The 17,390-nt window shown below is 72.9% G+C and carries 17 protein-coding genes; 8 read left to right on the top strand and 9 right to left on the bottom strand.

Going from position 1 to position 17,390, the window contains the following annotated elements:
• Nucleotides 1-54 precede the first annotated feature (54 nt).
• Genes LXT12_RS15450 through LXT12_RS15440 form a run of 3 tightly spaced genes read left to right on the top strand, consistent with a single transcriptional unit; the run spans nt 55 to nt 2,371 of the window.
• Nucleotides 55-306, top strand: a complete 252-nt coding sequence (locus LXT12_RS15450) for a type II toxin-antitoxin system Phd/YefM family antitoxin (RefSeq protein WP_233393092.1) — start codon at nt 55-57, stop codon at nt 304-306.
• Entirely contained in the window at nt 303-815 is a 513-nt protein-coding gene (locus tag LXT12_RS15445; protein ID WP_233393091.1) for a PIN domain-containing protein, read from the top strand. The genes LXT12_RS15450 and LXT12_RS15445 overlap by 4 nt, the downstream gene beginning before the upstream one ends.
• On the top strand, nt 812-2,371 hold the full coding sequence (locus LXT12_RS15440) for a tryptophan halogenase family protein (RefSeq protein ID WP_233393090.1): 1,560 nt from the start codon (nt 812-814) through the stop codon (nt 2,369-2,371). Before LXT12_RS15445 ends, LXT12_RS15440 begins: the two co-directional genes overlap by 4 nt.
• Here LXT12_RS15440 and LXT12_RS15435 read toward each other — a convergent pair.
• Together LXT12_RS15435 and LXT12_RS15430 are read right to left on the bottom strand one after the other, a co-directional pair.
• Nucleotides 2,343-3,305 carry an extracellular catalytic domain type 1 short-chain-length polyhydroxyalkanoate depolymerase gene (locus LXT12_RS15435; protein ID WP_233393089.1) on the bottom strand — a complete coding sequence of 321 codons (963 nt, stop codon included), beginning with the start codon at nt 3,303-3,305 and terminating at the stop codon, nt 2,343-2,345. The genes LXT12_RS15440 and LXT12_RS15435 overlap by 29 nt on opposite strands.
• Nucleotides 3,302-3,580: a DUF2789 domain-containing protein gene (locus LXT12_RS15430; RefSeq protein ID WP_233393088.1), complete on the bottom strand. Its 279-nt coding sequence runs from the start codon at nt 3,578-3,580 to the stop codon at nt 3,302-3,304. The genes LXT12_RS15435 and LXT12_RS15430 overlap by 4 nt, the downstream gene beginning before the upstream one ends.
• Before the next feature lie 201 nt (nt 3,581-3,781).
• Between LXT12_RS15430 and LXT12_RS15425 the strand changes: the two genes are divergently transcribed.
• Complete coding sequence (locus LXT12_RS15425) at nt 3,782-4,915, top strand: mechanosensitive ion channel family protein (protein WP_233393087.1); 1,134 nt, start codon at nt 3,782-3,784, stop codon at nt 4,913-4,915.
• A gap of 1 nt (nt 4,916) precedes the next feature.
• On the top strand, nt 4,917-6,197 hold the full coding sequence (locus LXT12_RS15420; protein WP_233393086.1) for a potassium/proton antiporter: 1,281 nt from the start codon (nt 4,917-4,919) through the stop codon (nt 6,195-6,197).
• A gap of 68 nt (nt 6,198-6,265) precedes the next feature.
• On the opposite strand, the gene pgm is transcribed toward LXT12_RS15420, so the two are convergent.
• The 4 genes from pgm to LXT12_RS15400 all read right to left on the bottom strand — a co-directional run bounded on the left by pgm (nt 6,266) and on the right by LXT12_RS15400 (nt 11,314).
• On the bottom strand, nt 6,266-7,921 hold the full coding sequence (pgm, locus tag LXT12_RS15415; RefSeq protein WP_233393085.1) for a phosphoglucomutase (alpha-D-glucose-1,6-bisphosphate-dependent): 1,656 nt from the start codon (nt 7,919-7,921) through the stop codon (nt 6,266-6,268).
• Nucleotides 7,922-8,027: 106 nt separating this feature from the next.
• Nucleotides 8,028-8,996: a peptidoglycan-binding domain-containing protein gene (locus LXT12_RS15410; protein ID WP_233393084.1), complete on the bottom strand. Its 969-nt coding sequence runs from the start codon at nt 8,994-8,996 to the stop codon at nt 8,028-8,030.
• A 3-nt stretch (nt 8,997-8,999) separates the two neighbouring features.
• Nucleotides 9,000-9,602, bottom strand: a complete 603-nt coding sequence (locus LXT12_RS15405) for a hypothetical protein (protein WP_233393083.1) — start codon at nt 9,600-9,602, stop codon at nt 9,000-9,002.
• Nucleotides 9,603-9,685: 83 nt separating this feature from the next.
• Complete coding sequence (locus tag LXT12_RS15400; RefSeq protein ID WP_233393082.1) at nt 9,686-11,314, bottom strand: hypothetical protein; 1,629 nt, start codon at nt 11,312-11,314, stop codon at nt 9,686-9,688.
• 194 nt (nt 11,315-11,508) lie between these two features.
• Between LXT12_RS15400 and LXT12_RS15395 the strand changes: the two genes are divergently transcribed.
• Nucleotides 11,509-12,441, top strand: a complete 933-nt coding sequence (locus LXT12_RS15395; RefSeq protein ID WP_233393081.1) for a BON domain-containing protein — start codon at nt 11,509-11,511, stop codon at nt 12,439-12,441.
• A gap of 66 nt (nt 12,442-12,507) precedes the next feature.
• Here LXT12_RS15395 and LXT12_RS15390 read toward each other — a convergent pair whose 3' ends face one another.
• Nucleotides 12,508-13,053, bottom strand: coding sequence for a hypothetical protein (locus tag LXT12_RS15390; protein WP_233393080.1), 546 nt, complete (start codon nt 13,051-13,053; stop codon nt 12,508-12,510).
• Between the two features lie 229 nt (nt 13,054-13,282).
• Between LXT12_RS15390 and LXT12_RS15385 the strand changes: the two genes are divergently transcribed.
• Complete coding sequence (locus LXT12_RS15385; protein WP_233393079.1) at nt 13,283-14,278, top strand: sulfate ABC transporter substrate-binding protein; 996 nt, start codon at nt 13,283-13,285, stop codon at nt 14,276-14,278.
• Nucleotides 14,279-14,297: 19 nt separating this feature from the next.
• On the opposite strand, the gene epsC is transcribed toward LXT12_RS15385, so the two are convergent.
• Complete coding sequence (gene epsC / locus LXT12_RS15380; protein ID WP_233393078.1) at nt 14,298-15,218, bottom strand: serine O-acetyltransferase EpsC; 921 nt, start codon at nt 15,216-15,218, stop codon at nt 14,298-14,300.
• Between the two features lie 167 nt (nt 15,219-15,385).
• On the opposite strand from epsC, the gene LXT12_RS15375 reads away from it, so the two are divergent.
• Nucleotides 15,386-16,186 carry a class II glutamine amidotransferase gene (locus LXT12_RS15375; RefSeq protein ID WP_233393077.1) on the top strand — a complete coding sequence of 267 codons (801 nt, stop codon included), beginning with the start codon at nt 15,386-15,388 and terminating at the stop codon, nt 16,184-16,186.
• 7 nt (nt 16,187-16,193) lie between these two features.
• Here LXT12_RS15375 and LXT12_RS15370 read toward each other — a convergent pair whose 3' ends face one another.
• Nucleotides 16,194-17,390 carry an acyltransferase family protein gene (locus LXT12_RS15370; protein ID WP_233393076.1) on the bottom strand — a complete coding sequence of 399 codons (1,197 nt, stop codon included), beginning with the start codon at nt 17,388-17,390 and terminating at the stop codon, nt 16,194-16,196.

The raw sequence follows: 17,390 nt of genomic DNA, 5'->3' as shown, positions 1-17,390 counted from the left end.
CGTACCTACGCCCGGATTGCCAGCTTGCAGGTATGTAGGTACATTGCCGGCACGATGAAGCTGCTCACCGCCCGCGAGTTCAACCGCGACGTCAGCCAGGCCAAGCGCGCCGCCCAGGCCGAGCCGGTGCTGATCACCGACCGCGGCCAGCCGACCCACGTGCTGATGAGCATCGCCGAGTACCGCCGCCTCACCGGCGAGGGCGAGAGCATCCTGGAACTGCTGGCCATGCCCGAGCCGGCGCCCCTGGACGCCGCCGACGCCGCCTCCGACGGCGCCTGGGACCACCGCGAGCCCATGCCATGACGGCCATGTTCCTGCTCGACACGGCCATCGTGCTGGAGCTGCGCAAGGCCAAGGCCGGGCAGTCCGACGCCGGCCTGGCCGCCTGGGCCGCCGGCATCCCGCGGCAGAAGCTCTTCATCTCGGCGCTGACCCTGCTGGAGATCGAGAACGCCGCGGCCCGCCTCGCCCGCAAGGACCGCGCCGCCGGCCTGGCCGTGCGCGACTGGATCGACAACCGCGTGATGCCGGCCTTCGAAGGCCGGGTGCTGCCCGTGGACGCCGCCGTGGTGCGCCGCCGCGCCCAGCTGCCCTATGCCAACACGCGCGACGGGCTGCTGGCCGCCACGGCGCTGGAGCACGGCCTCACCTTCGTCACCCATCGCATCTCGGCCTTCCGGGCCGGGCGCGTGAAGCTGCTCAACCCCTCGGGCTATGTCGCCGCCCAGGCCGGTTCGGACGAGGACGAGGACTGGGCCCATGGCACGCAAGCCGGCCACCAGTGGCTGAAGAACCTCTACGTCCGAACATGACCCCCAAGCGCCGCATCCTCATCGTCGGCGGCGGCACGGCCGGCTGGCTGACGGCCGCCCACCTCGCCAAGGCCCTGCGCCTCGCCGAGCGCCCCCACCTGGAGCTGACCGTGCTCGAGTCGCCCGACATCGGCATCGTCGGCGTCGGCGAAGGCACCTTCCCGACCATCCGCACGACGCTGCAGTTCCTGGGCATCTCCGAGCCCGCCTTCATCCGCGACACGGCAGCCACCTTCAAGCAGGGCATCCGCTTCGTGGACTGGGGCCGCGCGCCCGGCGCCGCGGGCGCGCGCCACGCCTTCTTCCACCCCTTCGAGGCGCCCTACTACGCCGAGGACCTCAACCTCGTGCCCTACTGGCTGCTGCAGGACGAGGCCGCGCGCGAGCCCTTCGCCCGGGCCGTGACGCTGCAGCAGCGCGTGGCCGAGGCGCAGCGTGCGCCCAAGCGGGCCGGCGAGGCGCCCTTCGCCGCGCCGCTGAACTACGCCTACCACTTCGACGCCTTCAAGCTCGCGCGGCTGCTGGCCGAGCGCGCCCGCCAGCTCGGCGTGCACCATGTCCAGGGCACGGTGACCGACGTCGTCCTCGACGAACGCGGCGCCATCGCCCGCCTGGAGACGGCCGAAGCCGGCCGCTTCGAGGCCGACCTCTACGTGGACTGCACCGGGTTCCGCGCGGAGCTGATCGGCCGCGCCCTGGGCAGCGGCTTCAAGTCGGCCCGCCGCCATCTCTTCGCCGACCGCGCCCTGGCCTGCAAGCTCCCCGACCCGGCCCCCGACGACCCCGACGCCCCGCTGGAGAGCTGCACCATCGCCACCGCCCACGAGGCCGGCTGGCTATGGGACATCGCCCTGAACGGCGCGCGCGGCATCGGCTGCGTCTACTCCAGCGACCACCTCGGCGACGAGCGCGCGGCCGAGATCCTGCGCGGCTATGCCGGCCCCGCCTCCCGCGACCTCGCGCTGCGCAGCATCCCCTTCGCCCCCGGCTACCGCGAGCGGCAGTGGGTGAGGAACTGCGTGGCCGTCGGCCTGTCCGCCGGCTTCCTCGAGCCGCTGGAGTCCACCGGCCTCGTCCTCATCGAGGCGGCCGTGGGCATGATCGCGGAGATGCTGCCGCACAGCGGGCCTATGGAGGCGCCGGCGCGGCGCTTCAACGAGCTGATGACGACCCGCTTCGACAACATCATCAACTTCCTGAAGCTGCACTACTGCCTGAGCGGACGCAGCGAGCCCTTCTGGCGCGACAACGCCGAGCCGGCCACCCTGCCCGAGCGCCTGGCCGAGCTGCTGGAGCAATGGCGGCTGCGGCCGCCGGGACGCTTCGACTTCGTGCTCGACACCGAGACCTTCGCCTTCTTCAACTACCAGTACATCCTCTACGGCATGGGCTGGCGCACCGACCTCGGCGCCGCGCGCGAGGACTTCCCGCAGGCTGCGCAGGCCGAGCGCCTGTTCGCCAAGATCCACCGCTTTGCCGACCGCGCCGTGGCCGACCTGCCCAGCCACCGTTCGCTGATCCGCCAGATCAACGCCGGGACGGCACCGGCGCGCTGAACTGCCGCGCCGCGAAGCGCCAGGCCATGCGCGAGGCGTCGGGCCCGTTGGCGTCGGCAAAGCGCTGGCGCGCCGCGCCGCCGCTCCAGGCGTGGCCGAGGCGGTCCACCTCGACGAGGGTGGCGACCACCTCGCGGGCGCGGCGGAACTGCGTGACGCGCATCGGGTAGCGCTTGCCGCGCCGCAGCTCGCGCGGCGCCTCGGCATGGGCGCCCGCCGCCTGCGACCACAGGGCCGCGGCGGCACCTGCGTTGCGGGACGAGACGACGCCGTCAGCCCCGCCGTGGATGACCATCAGCGGCGGCCAATCGGCGGCCGTGGCCGCAGCGGCCGGTTCATGGCGGCCCCGCATCGCGCCGACCGCCGAGGCGGCGCTGCCGGCCGCGCCCGGCGGCACGCCCGAGTGCATCACCAGTGCCTTGAAGCGCCGCGGGTAGCGCGTGGCGAGCAGCGCGGCCATGCTGGCGCCAGCCGATAGCCCGGCGATGGCGATGCGCTCGCGGTCGGCCGCGTGGAAGAGGCAGGCCTGGTCGATGGCCTGCATGATCCAGGCCGCCTCGCCGTAGGCGCGGCCCGAGCGCGTCTCGAACCAATTCCAGCAGCCCTGGGCGTTGGACAGCCGAGGCTGCTCCGGGTAGAGCACCAGGAAGCGCTCGCGGGCCGCCACCGCGTTCATGCGGGTGCTGGCGGCGAAGCTCCTGGCGTCCTGGTGGCAGCCGTGCAGCATGACCATCAGCGGCAGCCGTTCGCCGAAGCGCACGCCCTCGGGGCGGAACAGGGCATAACGGCGCGGTCCGGCGGCCGACATGACCAGGCCTTCCAGCCATTGGCCGGCGCCCGGCGGCGGGCGGCGCGTGTCTCGCAGGGGCTTGAGGGCGCGCCGCACCAGCGTGGCCTGGCGCCCGAGCAGCGCCGACCACGACGGCGGCTTCATGCGCCGCCGCCCTGCTGAAGATCCTCAGGGGCGGGATGCTCGCGCAGCGCGGCGTTGAGCTGGTCGATCTGGATGACCCAGTCGCCATCGTCGGCATGCCACTGCTCGCGCAGGAAGGCCACCTGGCTCGGGGTCCAGAACGGCGCCTCCGACAGGTTCAGCGTCTGCGGCAGCGGCCGGTGCTCGCGGATGAAGCGGCGGATGTCCTCCTCGGAGTCCGGCAGGCCGAGCTGGGTGAAGAGTTCGTGCAGCGGATGGTGGGTGGTGGTGTCCATGGCATGTCCTTTCACGCCCTTGCCGGGCCACCGCCCCAACTTAGCCGGGCATGGGCCGCCACGGTGTCAGCCGAGGCCTCGTCGCGCAGAGGCGCCGTGTCGGCCCGCGCCCACACCGCCCGCGGCGTTCGGCTGACAGACCGGCCCGCCGGCGGCGCCTAGGGTCGTGGGATTGCTGAGCGACGCCCCCTGGAGCCCCGAATGATCTGGAACGATTTCACCCACCGCGTCGCCGCCTCGTGGCCCCAGGTGGGCTGGGACGAGGTGCTGCCAGCCGTCCTCGCCGGGCTGGTCACCGTCCTCGTCATCAAAAGCGGCATGCGGCTGCTCGCCAATCGCTTGCGCGCCCTGTCGCGGCGCACGCAGACGACGCTGGACGACGGCCTGGTCAGCGTGCTGGAACACACCAGCGGCCCGCTGGTTGCCCTGGCCGGCCTGCTGGTGGGCCTGTCCATGCTGCCGCTGGACGCGCGCTGGCAGGCGCGCGTCGACCAGGTCTGGTTCGCCCTCGTGGCCCTGCAGCTGGGCCTGTGGCTGCAGCAGGCCCTGTCGCAGGTGCTGGCGGCCCAACAGCTGCGCCATGGCGGCGGCACGGCGCTGTCGGCCTCGGCCACGCTGCTGGGCTGGGCCCTGCGGGCGACGCTGTGGGCCGTGGTGGTGCTGGCGGTGCTGTCCAACCTCGGCGTCAACATCACGGCCTTCATCGCCAGCCTGGGCATCGGCGGCATCGCCCTGGCGCTGGCGGTGCAGAACATCCTCGGCGACATCTTCGCGTCGCTCGCCATCGCGGTGGACAAGCCCTTCGAGGTGGGCGACTCGGTCACCGTCGGCGATGTGACCGGCACGGTCGAGCGTGTGGGGTTGAAGACGACGCGCATCCGCAGCCTCGGCGGCGAGCAGATCGTCATGTCCAACGCCGAACTGCTCAAGCGAACGGTGGCCAACTTCAAGCGCCTGCAGACGCGCCGCGTGCTCTTCAGCTTCGGCATCACCTACGAGGCCTCGGCCGACGAAGTGGCTGCCGTGCCGCCGCTGGTGCGCGAGCTGATCGAGGCCGACCCCAAGCTCGAGTTCGCCCGCGCCCACTTCAAGGGCTTCGGTGACAACTCGCTCGACTTCGAGGTCGTCTACCGCGTGCAGGACCCCGACTACGACGTCTACATGGACCGCCAGCAGGCCCTGTACCTGTCGCTGATGCGGGCGCTGAAGCAACGCGGCATCAAGCTGGCCTTCCCGGCCAACACCGTCAACGTGGTCGGCCTGAACGCCCAGGGGGTGGCGCCGCGAGGCGCCGCCCCGGACGCGCCCGACCATCCCTTGCCAGCGGCAGGCTGACATGGGCCACGGCGCCCTCGCGGCGGGGCCGGACCTCCTGACGGCCGCCATGGCGGCCCTCGTCATCGTCGCCATCGCCGGCGCCCTCTACACCCACCGCTTCGGGCTGTCGCACCTGCTGGTCTTCATGGCCGTGGGCATGCTGACCGGCGTGGATGGGCCGCTCGGCCTGCCCTTCGACAACCACAAGCTGGCCGTCACGGTGGGCAACCTCGCGGTCGCCCTCATCCTCTTCGATGGCGGGCTGCGCACGCGCTGGCCCGAGGTGCGCCGCGGCCTGCTGCCGGCCGCCCTGCTGGCCACCCTGGGCGTAGCGGCCACGGCCTGCATCGTCGCGGGCATCGCGCATCTCGCCCTCGACGTGAGCTGGTCCGAAGGCCTGCTGCTCGGCGCCGCGGTGTCGTCCACCGACGCCTCGGCCGTGTTCGCCCAGTTCACGGCCAGTCAGCTGAAGCTGCAGCCCCGCATCGCCGCCACCATCGAGGTCGAATCGGCGATGAACGACCCGATGGCCGTGGTGCTGACCCTGGGCCTGATCGCCTGGCTCTCACCCTTCGGGCAGGCCAACGAACCGGCCGCCGACGGCATGGCCACCCTGCTCAGGCTGCTGGCCGAGCAGCTCGGCTACGGCCTGCTCACCGGCGTCGGCGGCGGGCTGCTGGCGGCCTTCTGGGTGCGCCGTCTGCCGGTCACCGACGACCACGACGGCCTGGCCGCGCTGCTGATGGCCGCCCTCGGGCTGCTGATGTTCGCCGGCACGACGCTGCTCGGCGGCTCCGGCTTCCTCGCGGTCTATGCGGCCGGGCTGCTGGTGCGCCACCACGCCGGCCGCGTCGCCCAGCTCGCGCTGCCGGGCCTGAACGGCTACACCTGGCTGGCCGAGGCGGTGCTGTTCCTGCTGCTCGGCCTGCTCGTCACGCCGCACGAGGCCTGGCGCCTGGCGGGCCCGGCCTTGGCCGTCGCCCTCGGCCTGATGCTGGTCGCCCGCCCGGCGGCGGTGCTGCTGTGCCTGGCGCCGCTGGGCTTCGGCTGGCGCCAGCAGGCCTTCGTGGCCTGGTCGGGCCTGCGCGGCGCCGTGCCCATCGTGCTGGCCACCTATCCCGTGCTCGCCGGCATGCCCGACGGCTGGCGCTTCTTCGACGTGGCCTTCGTCGTGGTGCTGCTGTCGCTGCTCATCCAGGGGCCGACGCTGGCGCCGCTGGCGCGGCGGCTGGGGGTGGAACACGCCGATGACAAAGACCAGGAACAAAGCCACAGAGGCACAGAGACACAGAGGGAATAGCCTCCCGCCCTCTCTGTGCCTCCGTGCCTCTGTGGCCTTGTCTGGAAATTGCCCTTCGCGACGGCCGCTCAGCTCGCAGCCAGCGCCCCGTCCACCAGCCCCTGCGCCTCCTGCAGCAGGGCCCGCAGGTGGCCCTCGTCGCGGAAGCTCTCGGCGTAGATCTTGTAGATGTCCTCGGTGCCCGAGGGCCGGGCCGCGAACCAGCCGCTGGCCGTGCAGACCTTGATGCCGCCGATGGGCTCGCCGTTGCCGGGGGCGCGGCTCTGCACCGCCTCCACCGGCTCGCCGGCCAGCGAGGTCGCCTTGACGCTGTCCGGCGTGAGCGCGGCCAGGCGTTGCTTCTGCTCGCGGGTGGCATGGGCCTCGACGCGGTCGGCGAGCGGCGTGCCGAGGGCGGCGGTGAGCGCGCGGTAGCAGGCGCCCGGGTCCACCCCCGCGCGGGCCGTGATCTCGGCGGCCAGCAGCGCGGCGGCGATGCCGTCCTTGTCGGTCGTCCAGGTGCGGCCGTCGCGGCGCAGCAGCGAGGCGCCGGCGCTCTCCTCGCAGCCCATGCCGAGCGAGCCGTCGAGCAGGCCCTGCGCGAACCACTTGAAGCCCACCGGCGTCTCGAACACGCGCGTGCCCAGCCGCTGCGCGACGCGGTGGATGAGGGCCGTGGTCACCACCGTCTTGCCGATGGCGGTGTCGGCCCGCCAGCCGGGTCGGTGGCGCAGCAGGTAGTCCACGCAGACGCTGAGGTAGTGGTTGGGCGGCATGAGGCCGCTGCTGGGCGTGACGATGCCGTGGCGGTCATGGTCGGTGTCGCAGGCGAAGGCGACGTCGAAGCGGTCCTGCAGCGCGGTGAGGCGGCGCATGGCATACGGGGAGGACGGGTCCATGCGGATCTTGCCGTCCCAGTCCAGCGTCATGAAGGCGAAGCGCGGGTCGACCGCGTCGCTGACGACGGTCAGCGGCAGCCGGTAGCGCTCGGCGATGGCCGGCCAGTAGTCGACGCCCGCGCCGCCCAGCGGGTCCACGCCCATGCGCACGCCGGCCGCACGGATGAGATCGAAATCCACCACCTCGGCCAGGGCGGCGACGTACTGCGCGAGGTAGTCGTGCTCGTGGCAGCTGCCGCGGGCGAAGGCGCGCTCGGCGTCCAGGCGCTGCACGCCGGCCAGGTCGTGGCGCAGATAGGCATTGGCATCGGCCTGGATGCCCGCCGTGGTGGCGCCGTCGGCCGGGCCGCCGTGCGGCGGGTTGTACTTGAAGCCGCCGTCGCGCGGCGGGTTGTGCGAGGGCGTCATGACGATGCCGTCGCCGCGGGCGCTGCCCTCCTTGCCGCGGTTGTATTCGAGGATGGCGAGGGAGACGGCCGGTGTCGGCGTGAACTGCCCCGGCGGCGCCAGCATCACCTCCACGCCGTTGGCCGCCAGCACCTCCAGGGCGCTGGCCGTGGCGGGCTCGGACAGGGCATGGGTGTCGGCCCCCAGGAAGAGCGGACCGGCGATGCCCTGGCGGCGGCGGTGGTCGCAGATGGCCTGGGCGATGGCCAGCACATGCCACTCGTTGAAGGAGCCGTCCAGGGCCGAGCCGCGGTGGCCGGAGGTGCCGAAGACGACCTGCTGCTCGGGGCTCGCCGGGTCGGGGCGCCGCCAGAAGTAGGCCTCCCGCAGCGCTTCGACGTCGACGAGGGCGTCGGGCGGCGCCGGCTGGCCCGCCAGGGGATGGACTTGCGAACTCATGGACCTCTGCTGCGTGGCGCTAACGCACTGTCGCGGCGGCCCCGCCGGCACGTCATCGGCGCAGCGGCCGTGCCGGCGTAGGACGGCACGCCGCCGCCCGGGCGGTTCAGTGGGGCGGCGTGAACGGTGCCGCCTTGAGCCAGCCGTACATGAACATCACATGCTCGCGGTATTGCTCGGCCTTGGGGCCACTGCCGTTGTAGCGGCGCACGGCGTCGGGCAGGTCGCCGTGGGCGTCGGCGAGCTTGGTGCGCATCTCGCGCATGAAGCGGTCGATGCAGGCGCCGAAATCGCCCCACTGGCGGTTGCGGAAGAAGTCGGGGTCGGTCTTGAAGTGCTGCAGGTCGTACTGGAAGAGGCCGTAGCCCTTGTAGAGCCAGCGCTGCGGTCCGAAGCCGCGCAGCTTGCGGGTCTCGTTGGCCTCGTCGATCAGGGCGTCGGTCAGCGCGTCGCCGACGGCCGCGCGGAAGTCCGCCGCGTTGCGCGGGAAGGCGCTGCGCGAGGTGCCCGGCACGTCGCCACTGCCGTCGAAGACGCAGCGCGCCAGCACCTCGGCGGGGCTGAGCCGGTCGATCCAGTGCAGCCAGACGTTGGCCGTCTCCTTGCAGGCGATGGCGGCGACGAGGTCGGCATCCAGCGGCGTGCCTTGCACGGCCTGCTCGATCTGCGCGGCGAAGTTGCGCAGCAGCCAGTCGCGCGTGCGCAGGGCCTGGGGCCGCGAGACCGGCAGGTCGGCCGGCGCGGGGCCGGCATCGGCGGGCGCGGCGGCCGGCGCCGTCCCGGCCAGCGCCGCCTTCACGAGGGCGGAGGCCGACTTCTCGGGCACGTCCTTCTGGCGCACCGCCGCCGCCGCGAACAGCGAGGCCCAGGTGGCGGCGTCGACGACGCCCGTGGCATCGAGGTGATTGCGCCGCTGGTACTCGGCCACGGCCTGCCGGGTGGCACCGCCGAAGATGCCGTCCACCGTGCCGCAGGGCGGTTCGTTCTGCAGGATGGTCAGGGCCTGCTGGATGGCGCGCACGTCCTCGCCGCGGCACAGCGGGAAGCGGAAGGCGACTTCGCGGGTGAACTGCATCGCTCAGACCCCCGTGCAGCCGGCCAGGCCCGAGGCTTCCTGGCGCGCGGCGTTGCGCGTGGCGGTGGCGGCGTCGGCCACGCTCGGTGGCGGGGATGCGCCCAGGGCGCGGGCCGCCAGGCGCGAGGCTTCGCGGGCAGCGCCGCAGCGCTCCTCGGCCGTGACGCCGTTGCGCTGGGCCAGGGCCAGGGCGGCCGAGGCGCCGAGCAGGTCGTGCTCGGGCGAAGCGGGCAGCGAGGCGATGCCGGCACGGGCCTGGCGCAACAGGGCCAGGCCCTCGGCCGGCGGCTTGAAACCCGAGGCGCAGTACTGGGCGCGTGCGGCGTTCTCGGCGAGGTTGAGGGCGTCGGTGCTGCCGGCGGGCGCCGCGCCGCGCGCCTTGGCATAGGCATCGACGGCACAGTCGAGGTGGCGCTTGACCGTGGCGCTGGGTGGCGGGCAGGCCGCGCCGGGGGCCGCCTCGGCCCGGGCGAGGGCGAGGCAGGCCCGGCCGCGGATGGCCTGGATGCGCAGGCAGGCGGGGTCGTCGGGCTTGGCGGCGCAGTCGCCGTCGGGCGTCTCGGCGGCGTTGGCGGCGTCCTGGCCCGCGGCCTGGGCTTTCGTCATGCGTTCGAGCTGGGCCGTCGGGCCCGAGACGGCCGCACAGGCGCTCAACAGGACAGCTAGGGGAACGGTCAACAGGCTGCGCATCACTTCACCTCCGCAAGGGCACGAACGAGGTCGACGTTGTCGCGGCGGGCGCTGTCGGTCAGCATGACGAGGGCGTCGAAGGCCGCCGCCTGGTCCCAGGGCACGCCCGGCTGCGCCGAGATGCCCGACGCCGCGTCGATGAGGCGGTTGGCGTCGCGCGCCGTGAGGCTTTGCACCGCCGTCGCCGCGAGTTCCGGATTGGCCGCGCCGGCCAGCGCCGCCTTGACCTGGTTGAGCGTCGAGTCCTGCACGTCGCCCGCGCCGTAGAGGGCCAGCAGGGACTGGCGCAGCTCGGCCAGGCCGGCGTCCACGTCGGCCTCCGTCAGCAGGCCGGCGGCCAGGGTGCCGGCCGGGCCGTAGGCGGCCAGCAGGCGCTGCGGGCCGTCATCTCGCAGCACGGCGTCGAGCAAGGCGGCGTTGACGTCGCCGGGCGGCTGCTCGGCGAGCTTGTCGCGCAGCAGCGGCGAGCGGTTCAGCGCGCTGCGCACCAGCTCGGGCGAGAGGGCGCCGAACTCGATCAGCCCTTGCGCCAGCGGCGCGGCCAGCACGCGCGCCCGCCAGCGCTGGAACTGGCTGGAGCCGAGCTTCACGCCCAGGCCGATCAGCGTGGCCAGGCCCGCCGCCGCGCCCAGGCCGGGGATGGCCGGCAGCACGTTCTGCAGCAGGGGCGCCGCCTTGCCGAGCAAGGCGCCGAGCGGGGACTTGCCGGAGCCGGTCAGGGACTCGAAGGCGTCGGTCAGCGCGGACAGCTGGTCAGCCGAGGCGGTGGCGGCGGTCACGCCCTGCACGGCGGTGACGGCCCGGTCGGCGGCGTCGATGGTCTTGTCGAGGTCGTCGGGCAGCAGGCCCTTGGGCAGCAGCGGCCCCAGCGTGACGAGCACGGTCTTGGCCACGCCGAGGTGGCGCTTGACGGTGGACAGCGTGGTGTCGAACTTGCTGGCGCGGTCGAGCTGGCCGCTGTTCTCGTCCGCGCGCTGCTGGGCCTCGCCGAGTTCCTGGCGGGCCGATTGGGCGGCGCTCTGGGCCTGGCTGGCCGTCTCCTTGGCGCTGGCGGCGGCCTTGGTCTGCTGCATGGCCTCGCGGTTGGCCTCGGCGATCTTGTCGACGGCCTGGGCCGGCACGCCGGTCGTGCGGGTGCCGAAGTAGAAGCCGAACACGCCCGTGACGATGCCGTTGATGTAGCCGGCGATGGCCGGGTCCATGCCCACGACGTTGCTGAACAGCAGCAGCGGCAGCCCGACGACGGCCACCACCAGCGCCAGCACCGCCCGCACCGTGCCCTCGGGCAGGCCCAGGGGCAGGTCCTTGACCGCCGCGAGGCCCGCGGCGTCGAGCGACTTGCCCTCGATGAGGCCGAAGAAGCGCGACGACAGCCACCACAGGAAGACGGCCGCCGCGATGCCGACGGCGAAGATCAGCACGGCCACCACCAGCCGCAGGCCGCTGGCGGTCTTGTCGTCGAACTGCAGGGCCGACAGCGACGGCATGCCGATGCCGTGCTGCAGCAGCATGCCCACCAGGGTGACGGCGCCGCCCACGAGCACGATCTGCAGGGGCAGCCTCAGCAGGTCTTCCCAAAAGGCGCGGCCGGTGCCGCGTGGCTTGTGCGGGGGGTCGGCAGGGCTCATGCGGGCACGCTCCGGGGTTGCGGCTGCCGTGTATTTGGCCCGGCAGCGGCGCCGCGCGCATCAACAAGCGGAAGGACGCGGCCCCCGCACCGGCCGCAGGCGGCGGTCCTACACCCCGGGTCTGCGCCCGCTGACGGGCAGGTCGGGCGGCACCGCCCAGACTTGGGGTGCAGCCAAGACCGCAGGAGACCGCCATGAGAGATGCAGACCGCACCGCGGACCCCCACTGGCGCCCGCCCGTCCCGGGCGCCGAACCGGCGGCGCCGACCGCCCTGCCCCGCCCCCGGCGCCGCTGGCGCCGCGATGCCCGCCCGCCGTCACGGGCCAGCGGCTGGCTGCTGGCCCTGGGGCTGGGCGCCGCGCTGGCCCTGGTGACGGTGGCCAGCCTGAGCGACCCGCGCAGCCTCGGCACCCAGCTCGACGAAGCCGTGGCCGGCCTGCGCGGCCTGGGCGACCGCGCCGGACAAGGGCTGGCCGAGTCCCGCGACGCCGCGGCCCAGGCCTCGCGCGGCGCGGCCGAAGGCCTGGGCACGGCGTTCAGCGATGCCGCGACCAGCGCCCGCATCAAGGCGGCCCTGGCGGCCGACCCGGCGCTGAGCGCCTCGCGCATCGTCGTGACGACGCGCAACGGCGTCGTGCGTCTGGAAGGCCCGGCGCCGGACGAAAAGTCCCGCCAGCGCGCCACGGTGCTGGCCAGCGCGCGCGACGGCGTCAAGGCGGTCGACAACCGCCTGGTGCTGCCGCAGCCGGGCCAGGTGGTGGCGGTGGTGGACGGAGTGCCGCAGCAGCCCCGGGCCGCCGCATCCGCCGCCGCTTCGGCCCCGGCGGTGGCGGCCTCGCAGGCCCGGGCGGCTGTGCCGGTCGACGATGGCGCCATCACCCGCAGCGTCCTTCAGGCGCTCGCCACCGACCCGCTGATCGCCCAGGCCGGCGTCGACGTGAAGACCGTCGCCGGCATCGTCCTGATGGAAGGCACGGTGCCCGACGAGGCGACCCGCAACCATGCCCTGGCCCTGGCCAGCACCCAGGCGGGCGTGCGCGCGGTGGACAACCGCCTGCTGCTGGACCCGCCCACGCAGGAAGCCTTGCTGACGCCGCGCGCCTCCGGCGGGGCGTCGCTGCCCTGAGCGGGCTCGAAAGAAAGCCGCCGGCCCGAGGGGCTGGCGGCTGACCTGCCGGCGGCGCCGGGGCGCTTACTGGAAGTAGCGCGCCTTGGCGCTGGCCTGGCAGCTGTCCTTGGCGTCGCCCGAAAGACTGTCGCAGCGCTCCTTGGCGACCTTGTAGTCGGCCTTCAGGCGGGCCTCGGCGGCGTCGGACTCGGCCGCGACGACGGCCTTGTTGGCCTTGAGGTCGGCCTTGGCCTTGTCATGCTGGGCCTTGGCCTCGGCGACGCAGACGTCCTTGGCATTGCCAGACTTGTCGTCGCACATCTCCTTGGCGACCTTGTAGGTGGCCTCGTAGCGGGCCTCCAGGTAGTCGTTGCGGTCCTTTTCCTTGCCGGTGTGCTGGTACTCGAGGTTGGCCAGCGCCACCTTCTCATGGCCCTTGGCGCGCTCGACGCAGACGTCCTTGGCATTGCCCGAGAGGGCGTCGCACTTGTCGCGCTCGGCCTTGAACATGGCCTTCACCTCGTCCTTGGCCTGGCTGTAGACGGGCTTGCTGAGGTTGGCCGAGGCCACGCCGGCCCAGGCGGCCAGGGCCAGGCACAGCAAGCGGGGTGCGCGGGTTCTCGTCGTCATGGGGTCTCCTTCATGGGTCAGGGCTTGGCAAGGGACATGCCAAGTCAAACGCAGCTTAGGAAGAGCCGCGACGCGGCCGTGTCGGCGCCACGGCGATGCCCGCGTCGGACAAGCACTCAACGGCCCCAAGCGCGGGATGCGCATGAGCATGTGCGAACTTCTTCTTTGCGCGGCCCCGGGGCGCTTCCTAGAGTGCGGCTCCCGACCTTCGAGACCGTTCAAGACCGCCATGCGCCGCCTGCTCACTGCCTTCGCCCTCGCCGCCGCCCCGCTCGGGGCCCTGGCCCAGACCTCCCTGCTCAACGTCTCCTACGACCCCACCCGCGAGCTCTACCAGGACTTCAACAAGGCCTTCGCCGCGCAGTGGAAGGCCAAGACGGGCGAGACGCTGACGATCAAGGCCTCCCACGGCGGCTCGGGCAAGCAGGCCCGCTCGGTCATCGACGGCCTGGAGGCCGACGTCGTCACGCTGGCCCTGGCCTACGACATCGACGCCCTGGCCGACCGCAAGCTGCTCAGCCCCGACTGGCAGAAGAAGCTGCCGAACAACGCCAGCCCCTACACCTCCACCATCGTCTTCCTGGTGCGCAAGGGCAACCCCAAGCACATCGCCAACTGGCCGGACCTGGCGCGCAGCGGCGTCGACGTCATCACCCCCAACCCCAAGACCAGCGGCGGAGCCCGCTGGAACTACCTCGCGGCCTGGGGCTTCGCGCTCAAATCACCGGGCGGCAATGCCGACTCGGCCAAGGCCTTCGTCAAGCGCATCTATGCCAACACCAAGGTGCTGGACTCCGGCGCCCGCGGCGCGACCACGACCTTCGTCGAGCGCGGCATCGGCGACGTGCTGATCGCCTGGGAGAACGAGGCCTACCTGGCCGTGAAGGAGCTGGGGCCGGACAAGTTCGAGATCGTGACGCCGGCCGTGTCGGTGCTGGCCGAGCCGCCGGTGGCCGTGGTGGACAAGGTCGTCGACCGGCGCGGCACCCGCAAGCAGGCCGAGGCTTATCTGAACTACCTCTACAGCCCCGAGGGCCAGGAGATCGCGGCGCGCAACTTCTACCGCCCGCGTGACGCCAAGGTGGCGGCCAAGTACGCCAGGCAGTTCGCCAAGGTGGACCTCTTCACCGTGGACGAGCTCTTCGGCGGCTGGCGCAACGCCCAGAAGACGCACTTCGACGACGGCGGGGTGTTCGACCAGATCTACACGCCCGGCGCACGCTGAGCCGGCACGGCAGCCGGCCTCACGCCGCGCCGGACTGCGTGTCCGCCTGCGTGACCACGCTGCCCGGCGCCACGCTGCGCGTCAGCCAGACGTTGCCGCCGATGACGGCGCCGCGGCCGATGGTGACGCGCCCGAGCACCGTGGCGCCGGCGTAGATGACGACCTCGTCCTCCACGATGGGATGCCGCGGCTCGCCCTTGACGGCCTGGCCCTCGCCGTCGGTGGGGATGCTCTTGGCCCCGAGGGTGACGTTCTGGTAGATGCGCACGCCGCGCCCCAGCACGGCCGTCTCGCCGATGACGACGCCGGTGCCATGGTCGATGAAGCAGCCCGGGCCGATGGTGGCGCCCGGGTGGATGTCGATGCCGGTCTCGGCATGCGCCAGCTCGGCGACGACGCGGGCGATCAGCGGCAGGCCCAGGCGGTAGAGCTCATGGGCGATGCGGTGGCTGATCAGCGCCCGCACGCCGGGGTAGCAGATCAGCACCTCGTCGACGCTGCGTGCCGCCGGGTCGCCCCGGTAGGCGGCCAGCACGTCGCGGTCGAGCAGCTCGCGCAGGCTGGGAAGGGTGGCGAGAAAGCGGCGGGCCAGGGCGTCGGCCTCGGCCGCCGGCGGCGGCGCCTCGCCACGCTGGCGGGCATCGTGGCGCAGCTCCATGGCCGCCTGTTCGCGCAGCGTCGCCAGGGCGGCGCCCAGGGTGTGGCCGACGTAGTAGTCCTCGCTGTCGGCCTGCAGGGTGGGCGGACCCAGGCGCATCGGAAAGAGCGCCCCCGACAGGCCCTGCACCATCTCGGCCAGGAGCTCGCGCGAAGGCAGGTCGCGCCCGTCGCCGCGGCGGTGGGCGTCGCGCCAGCGCTGGCGGGCGCCGCGCAGGGCGTCGACCACGCGCTGCAGCTCGGTGGCGGTGTCGTTGGGCGGAGGTGCGGCTTGGTCGGTCATGGCGGTCCTGGGCTGGCGGGCGACCCGCGAAAAGCGAGCACTCTGTCGCAGAAATGTCGCTTAACGCCAATATGCATGAAGACATGACGGAAGATTCCTTGGCGTCGGCGTCATCCATCGTCAGACTTGCGGCGTTCAGGACTCATCCGCACTGCTCCGACCCCCCGATGTGTGAGCTTTTCGCCCTCAACAGCCGCCTGCCGGCCGCCGCCAACTTCTCGCTGCGCGGCTTCGCCGCCCGCGGCGGGCGCACCGCGGACCACGTCGATGGCTGGGGCGTCGCCTTCCACGAGGGCGAGCGCTGCGAGGTCGTCGTCGAGGACCGGCCGGCTGCCGAGTCCGACCTGGCCTCGCACTACGGCCAGCATCCGGTGCAGGCGCGCAACATCATTGCCCACATCCGCAAGGCCACGCAGGGGGCCCGCGCCGTCGAGAACTGCCACCCCTTCCGCCGCGAATGGGCCGGCCGCACCTGGGTCTTCGCCCATAACGGCGACCTGAAGGACTTCCACCCCGCGCTGGACGGCAGCTTCCTCCCCACGGGCCAGACCGACAGCGAGCGTGCCTTCTGCTGGCTGATGCAGCGGCTGCAGCAGCGCTTCGGCGCCCAACTGCCCACCTGGGCGGACCTGGCCGCCACCCTCACTCCCTGGGTGCACGAGATCGCCGAGCATGGCCGCTTCAACCTGCTGCTGACCGACGGCCGCGCCCTGCTGGCCCACGCCTCCACGCGGCTGCACTGGCTGCGCCGCGAGCCCCCCTTCGGCCATGTGCGCCTGCGCGACGGCGACCTGAGCGTCGACCTGGCCACGCTGAACGGCCCGCGCGACCGCATGACCCTGGTCGCCACCGAGCCCCTGACGCACGACGAGGCCTGGCAGGCCTTCGCTCCCGGCGAGGTGCGCGTCTTCGAGCAAGGCGACTGCATCTGGGTGAGCGAGGGCGTGGCCGAGCTGGCCGCCGCCTGAGGCCCGTTCACGCCAGGGCCGCGGACGCAACCCGCCCTTCCAGCCGCCCGCGCGGGCGCTGGATGCCGACGAGCAGCGCAAGGCCCGGCACCCGGCGCAGAGCGAGGTAGGCCAGCGCGCACAGCCCGAAGGTGAGCCCGACCAGCGCCACGGCCTCCACACCCCACGGCAGGCCCAGCGGCCTGAGCCCCTGGCTGAGCGCGACGATGACGCTCTGGTGCAGCACGTAGAGGCAGAACACCGCGGCGCTGGCCTGGCGCAGCAGCGGCGACTCGCGGGGGAAGGCGCGCTGCGCCCAGCCACAGGCGGCGACGATGGCCCACCAGGTTTCCGAGCCGCGCAGCGCGCGGGCGGCCACCAGCAGTCCGGCGGGCGGCGCCACCTGGTCGTAGGCGATGGCGAAGGCGAGCAGCAGCGCCCAGCTGGCCAGGAAGACCGCGAGGGCCACCCAGCGCAGCCGCAGCGCCGCGGCCCACAGTTGCGCCGCGAGCGGCGTTCGGCTGGCCCAGCCCAGGGCGAACAGCCAGCCGTATTCGAGGTGCTCGTAGAGGTCGTGGACGAGGTCGTGCGTGGTCGGGAAGTGCGGCATCACGAAGATGCGGGCCAGCGCCAGTGGCAGGGCCGGCAGCAGCAGCCAGGCCCAGGCAGGCATGCGCAGGGCCGGCGGCTTCAGGCGCAGCAGGCCCGCAGCCACGGCGCCCACGACGGCGTACAGCCACAGATAGGGCAGGAACCACAGGTGGTTCCAGGTCGGCACCGTCATGCAGTCGCTGCCGCGGCAGTAGCGCCCGCCATGCAGATAGGCCCACCAGAAGTCGAGGTAGCCGCCGTCGCCGGGCAGCAGGGCCGGCGCCTTGGTGAGGACCTCGAAGTAGGCCTGCGGCGGCACGACGACGGCCATGCCGAAGAACAGCGGCAGCAGCAGGCGCAGCGTGCGGTCCTTGAGCGTGCCGGCCACCCCGCGCCGCGCCATCAGCCCCCGGCAGGCGGCGCCGGCGATCAGGAAGAGCAGCCCGAGCCGCCAGGGCGAGCTGAGCATCATGAAGGGCTCGAGGGTGTCGCTGGCGGCCGGGCTCTTCACATGCCAGTCCCAGGTCACGTAGTACATGCCGACGTGATAGGGAATGAGCAGCGCGAAGGCCGCGACGCGCAACCCGTCCAGGAAGGGCAGGCGGGAACCGGAGGTGGGGAGGGCGGTGTTCAT

Origin of the sequence: Pelomonas caseinilytica, from assembly GCF_021353235.1 — a bacterium.
In the GTDB taxonomy this organism is placed as follows: Bacteria; Pseudomonadota; Gammaproteobacteria; order Burkholderiales; family Burkholderiaceae_C; genus Pelomonas; species Pelomonas caseinilytica.
The sequence above is the reverse complement of the archived record's forward strand: the minus strand, read 5'-3'. Positions and strand labels throughout refer to the sequence as shown.

Bases quoted from the DNA above. Each gene is read 5' to 3' on its own strand.
- epsC (WP_233393078.1), bottom strand. From the start codon at position 15,218: ATGACCGACCAAGCCGCACCTCCGCCCAACGACACCGCCACCGAGCTG.
- LXT12_RS15420 (WP_233393086.1), top strand. From the start codon at position 4,917: ATGGGCCACGGCGCCCTCGCGGCGGGGCCGGACCTCCTGACGGCCGCC.
- LXT12_RS15440 (WP_233393090.1), top strand. From the start codon at position 812: ATGACCCCCAAGCGCCGCATCCTCATCGTCGGCGGCGGCACGGCCGGC.
- LXT12_RS15390 (WP_233393080.1), bottom strand. From the start codon at position 13,053: ATGACGACGAGAACCCGCGCACCCCGCTTGCTGTGCCTGGCCCTGGCC.
- LXT12_RS15425 (WP_233393087.1), top strand. From the start codon at position 3,782: ATGATCTGGAACGATTTCACCCACCGCGTCGCCGCCTCGTGGCCCCAG.
- LXT12_RS15430 (WP_233393088.1), bottom strand. From the start codon at position 3,580: ATGGACACCACCACCCACCATCCGCTGCACGAACTCTTCACCCAGCTC.
- LXT12_RS15435 (WP_233393089.1), bottom strand. From the start codon at position 3,305: ATGAAGCCGCCGTCGTGGTCGGCGCTGCTCGGGCGCCAGGCCACGCTG.
- LXT12_RS15400 (WP_233393082.1), bottom strand. From the start codon at position 11,314: ATGAGCCCTGCCGACCCCCCGCACAAGCCACGCGGCACCGGCCGCGCC.
- LXT12_RS15385 (WP_233393079.1), top strand. From the start codon at position 13,283: ATGCGCCGCCTGCTCACTGCCTTCGCCCTCGCCGCCGCCCCGCTCGGG.
- LXT12_RS15370 (WP_233393076.1), bottom strand. From the start codon at position 17,390: ATGAACACCGCCCTCCCCACCTCCGGTTCCCGCCTGCCCTTCCTGGAC.
- LXT12_RS15450 (WP_233393092.1), top strand. From the start codon at position 55: ATGAAGCTGCTCACCGCCCGCGAGTTCAACCGCGACGTCAGCCAGGCC.
- LXT12_RS15405 (WP_233393083.1), bottom strand. From the start codon at position 9,602: ATGACGAAAGCCCAGGCCGCGGGCCAGGACGCCGCCAACGCCGCCGAG.
- LXT12_RS15445 (WP_233393091.1), top strand. From the start codon at position 303: ATGACGGCCATGTTCCTGCTCGACACGGCCATCGTGCTGGAGCTGCGC.
- LXT12_RS15395 (WP_233393081.1), top strand. From the start codon at position 11,509: ATGAGAGATGCAGACCGCACCGCGGACCCCCACTGGCGCCCGCCCGTC.
- LXT12_RS15410 (WP_233393084.1), bottom strand. From the start codon at position 8,996: ATGCAGTTCACCCGCGAAGTCGCCTTCCGCTTCCCGCTGTGCCGCGGC.
- LXT12_RS15375 (WP_233393077.1), top strand. From the start codon at position 15,386: ATGTGTGAGCTTTTCGCCCTCAACAGCCGCCTGCCGGCCGCCGCCAAC.
- pgm (WP_233393085.1), bottom strand. From the start codon at position 7,921: ATGAGTTCGCAAGTCCATCCCCTGGCGGGCCAGCCGGCGCCGCCCGAC.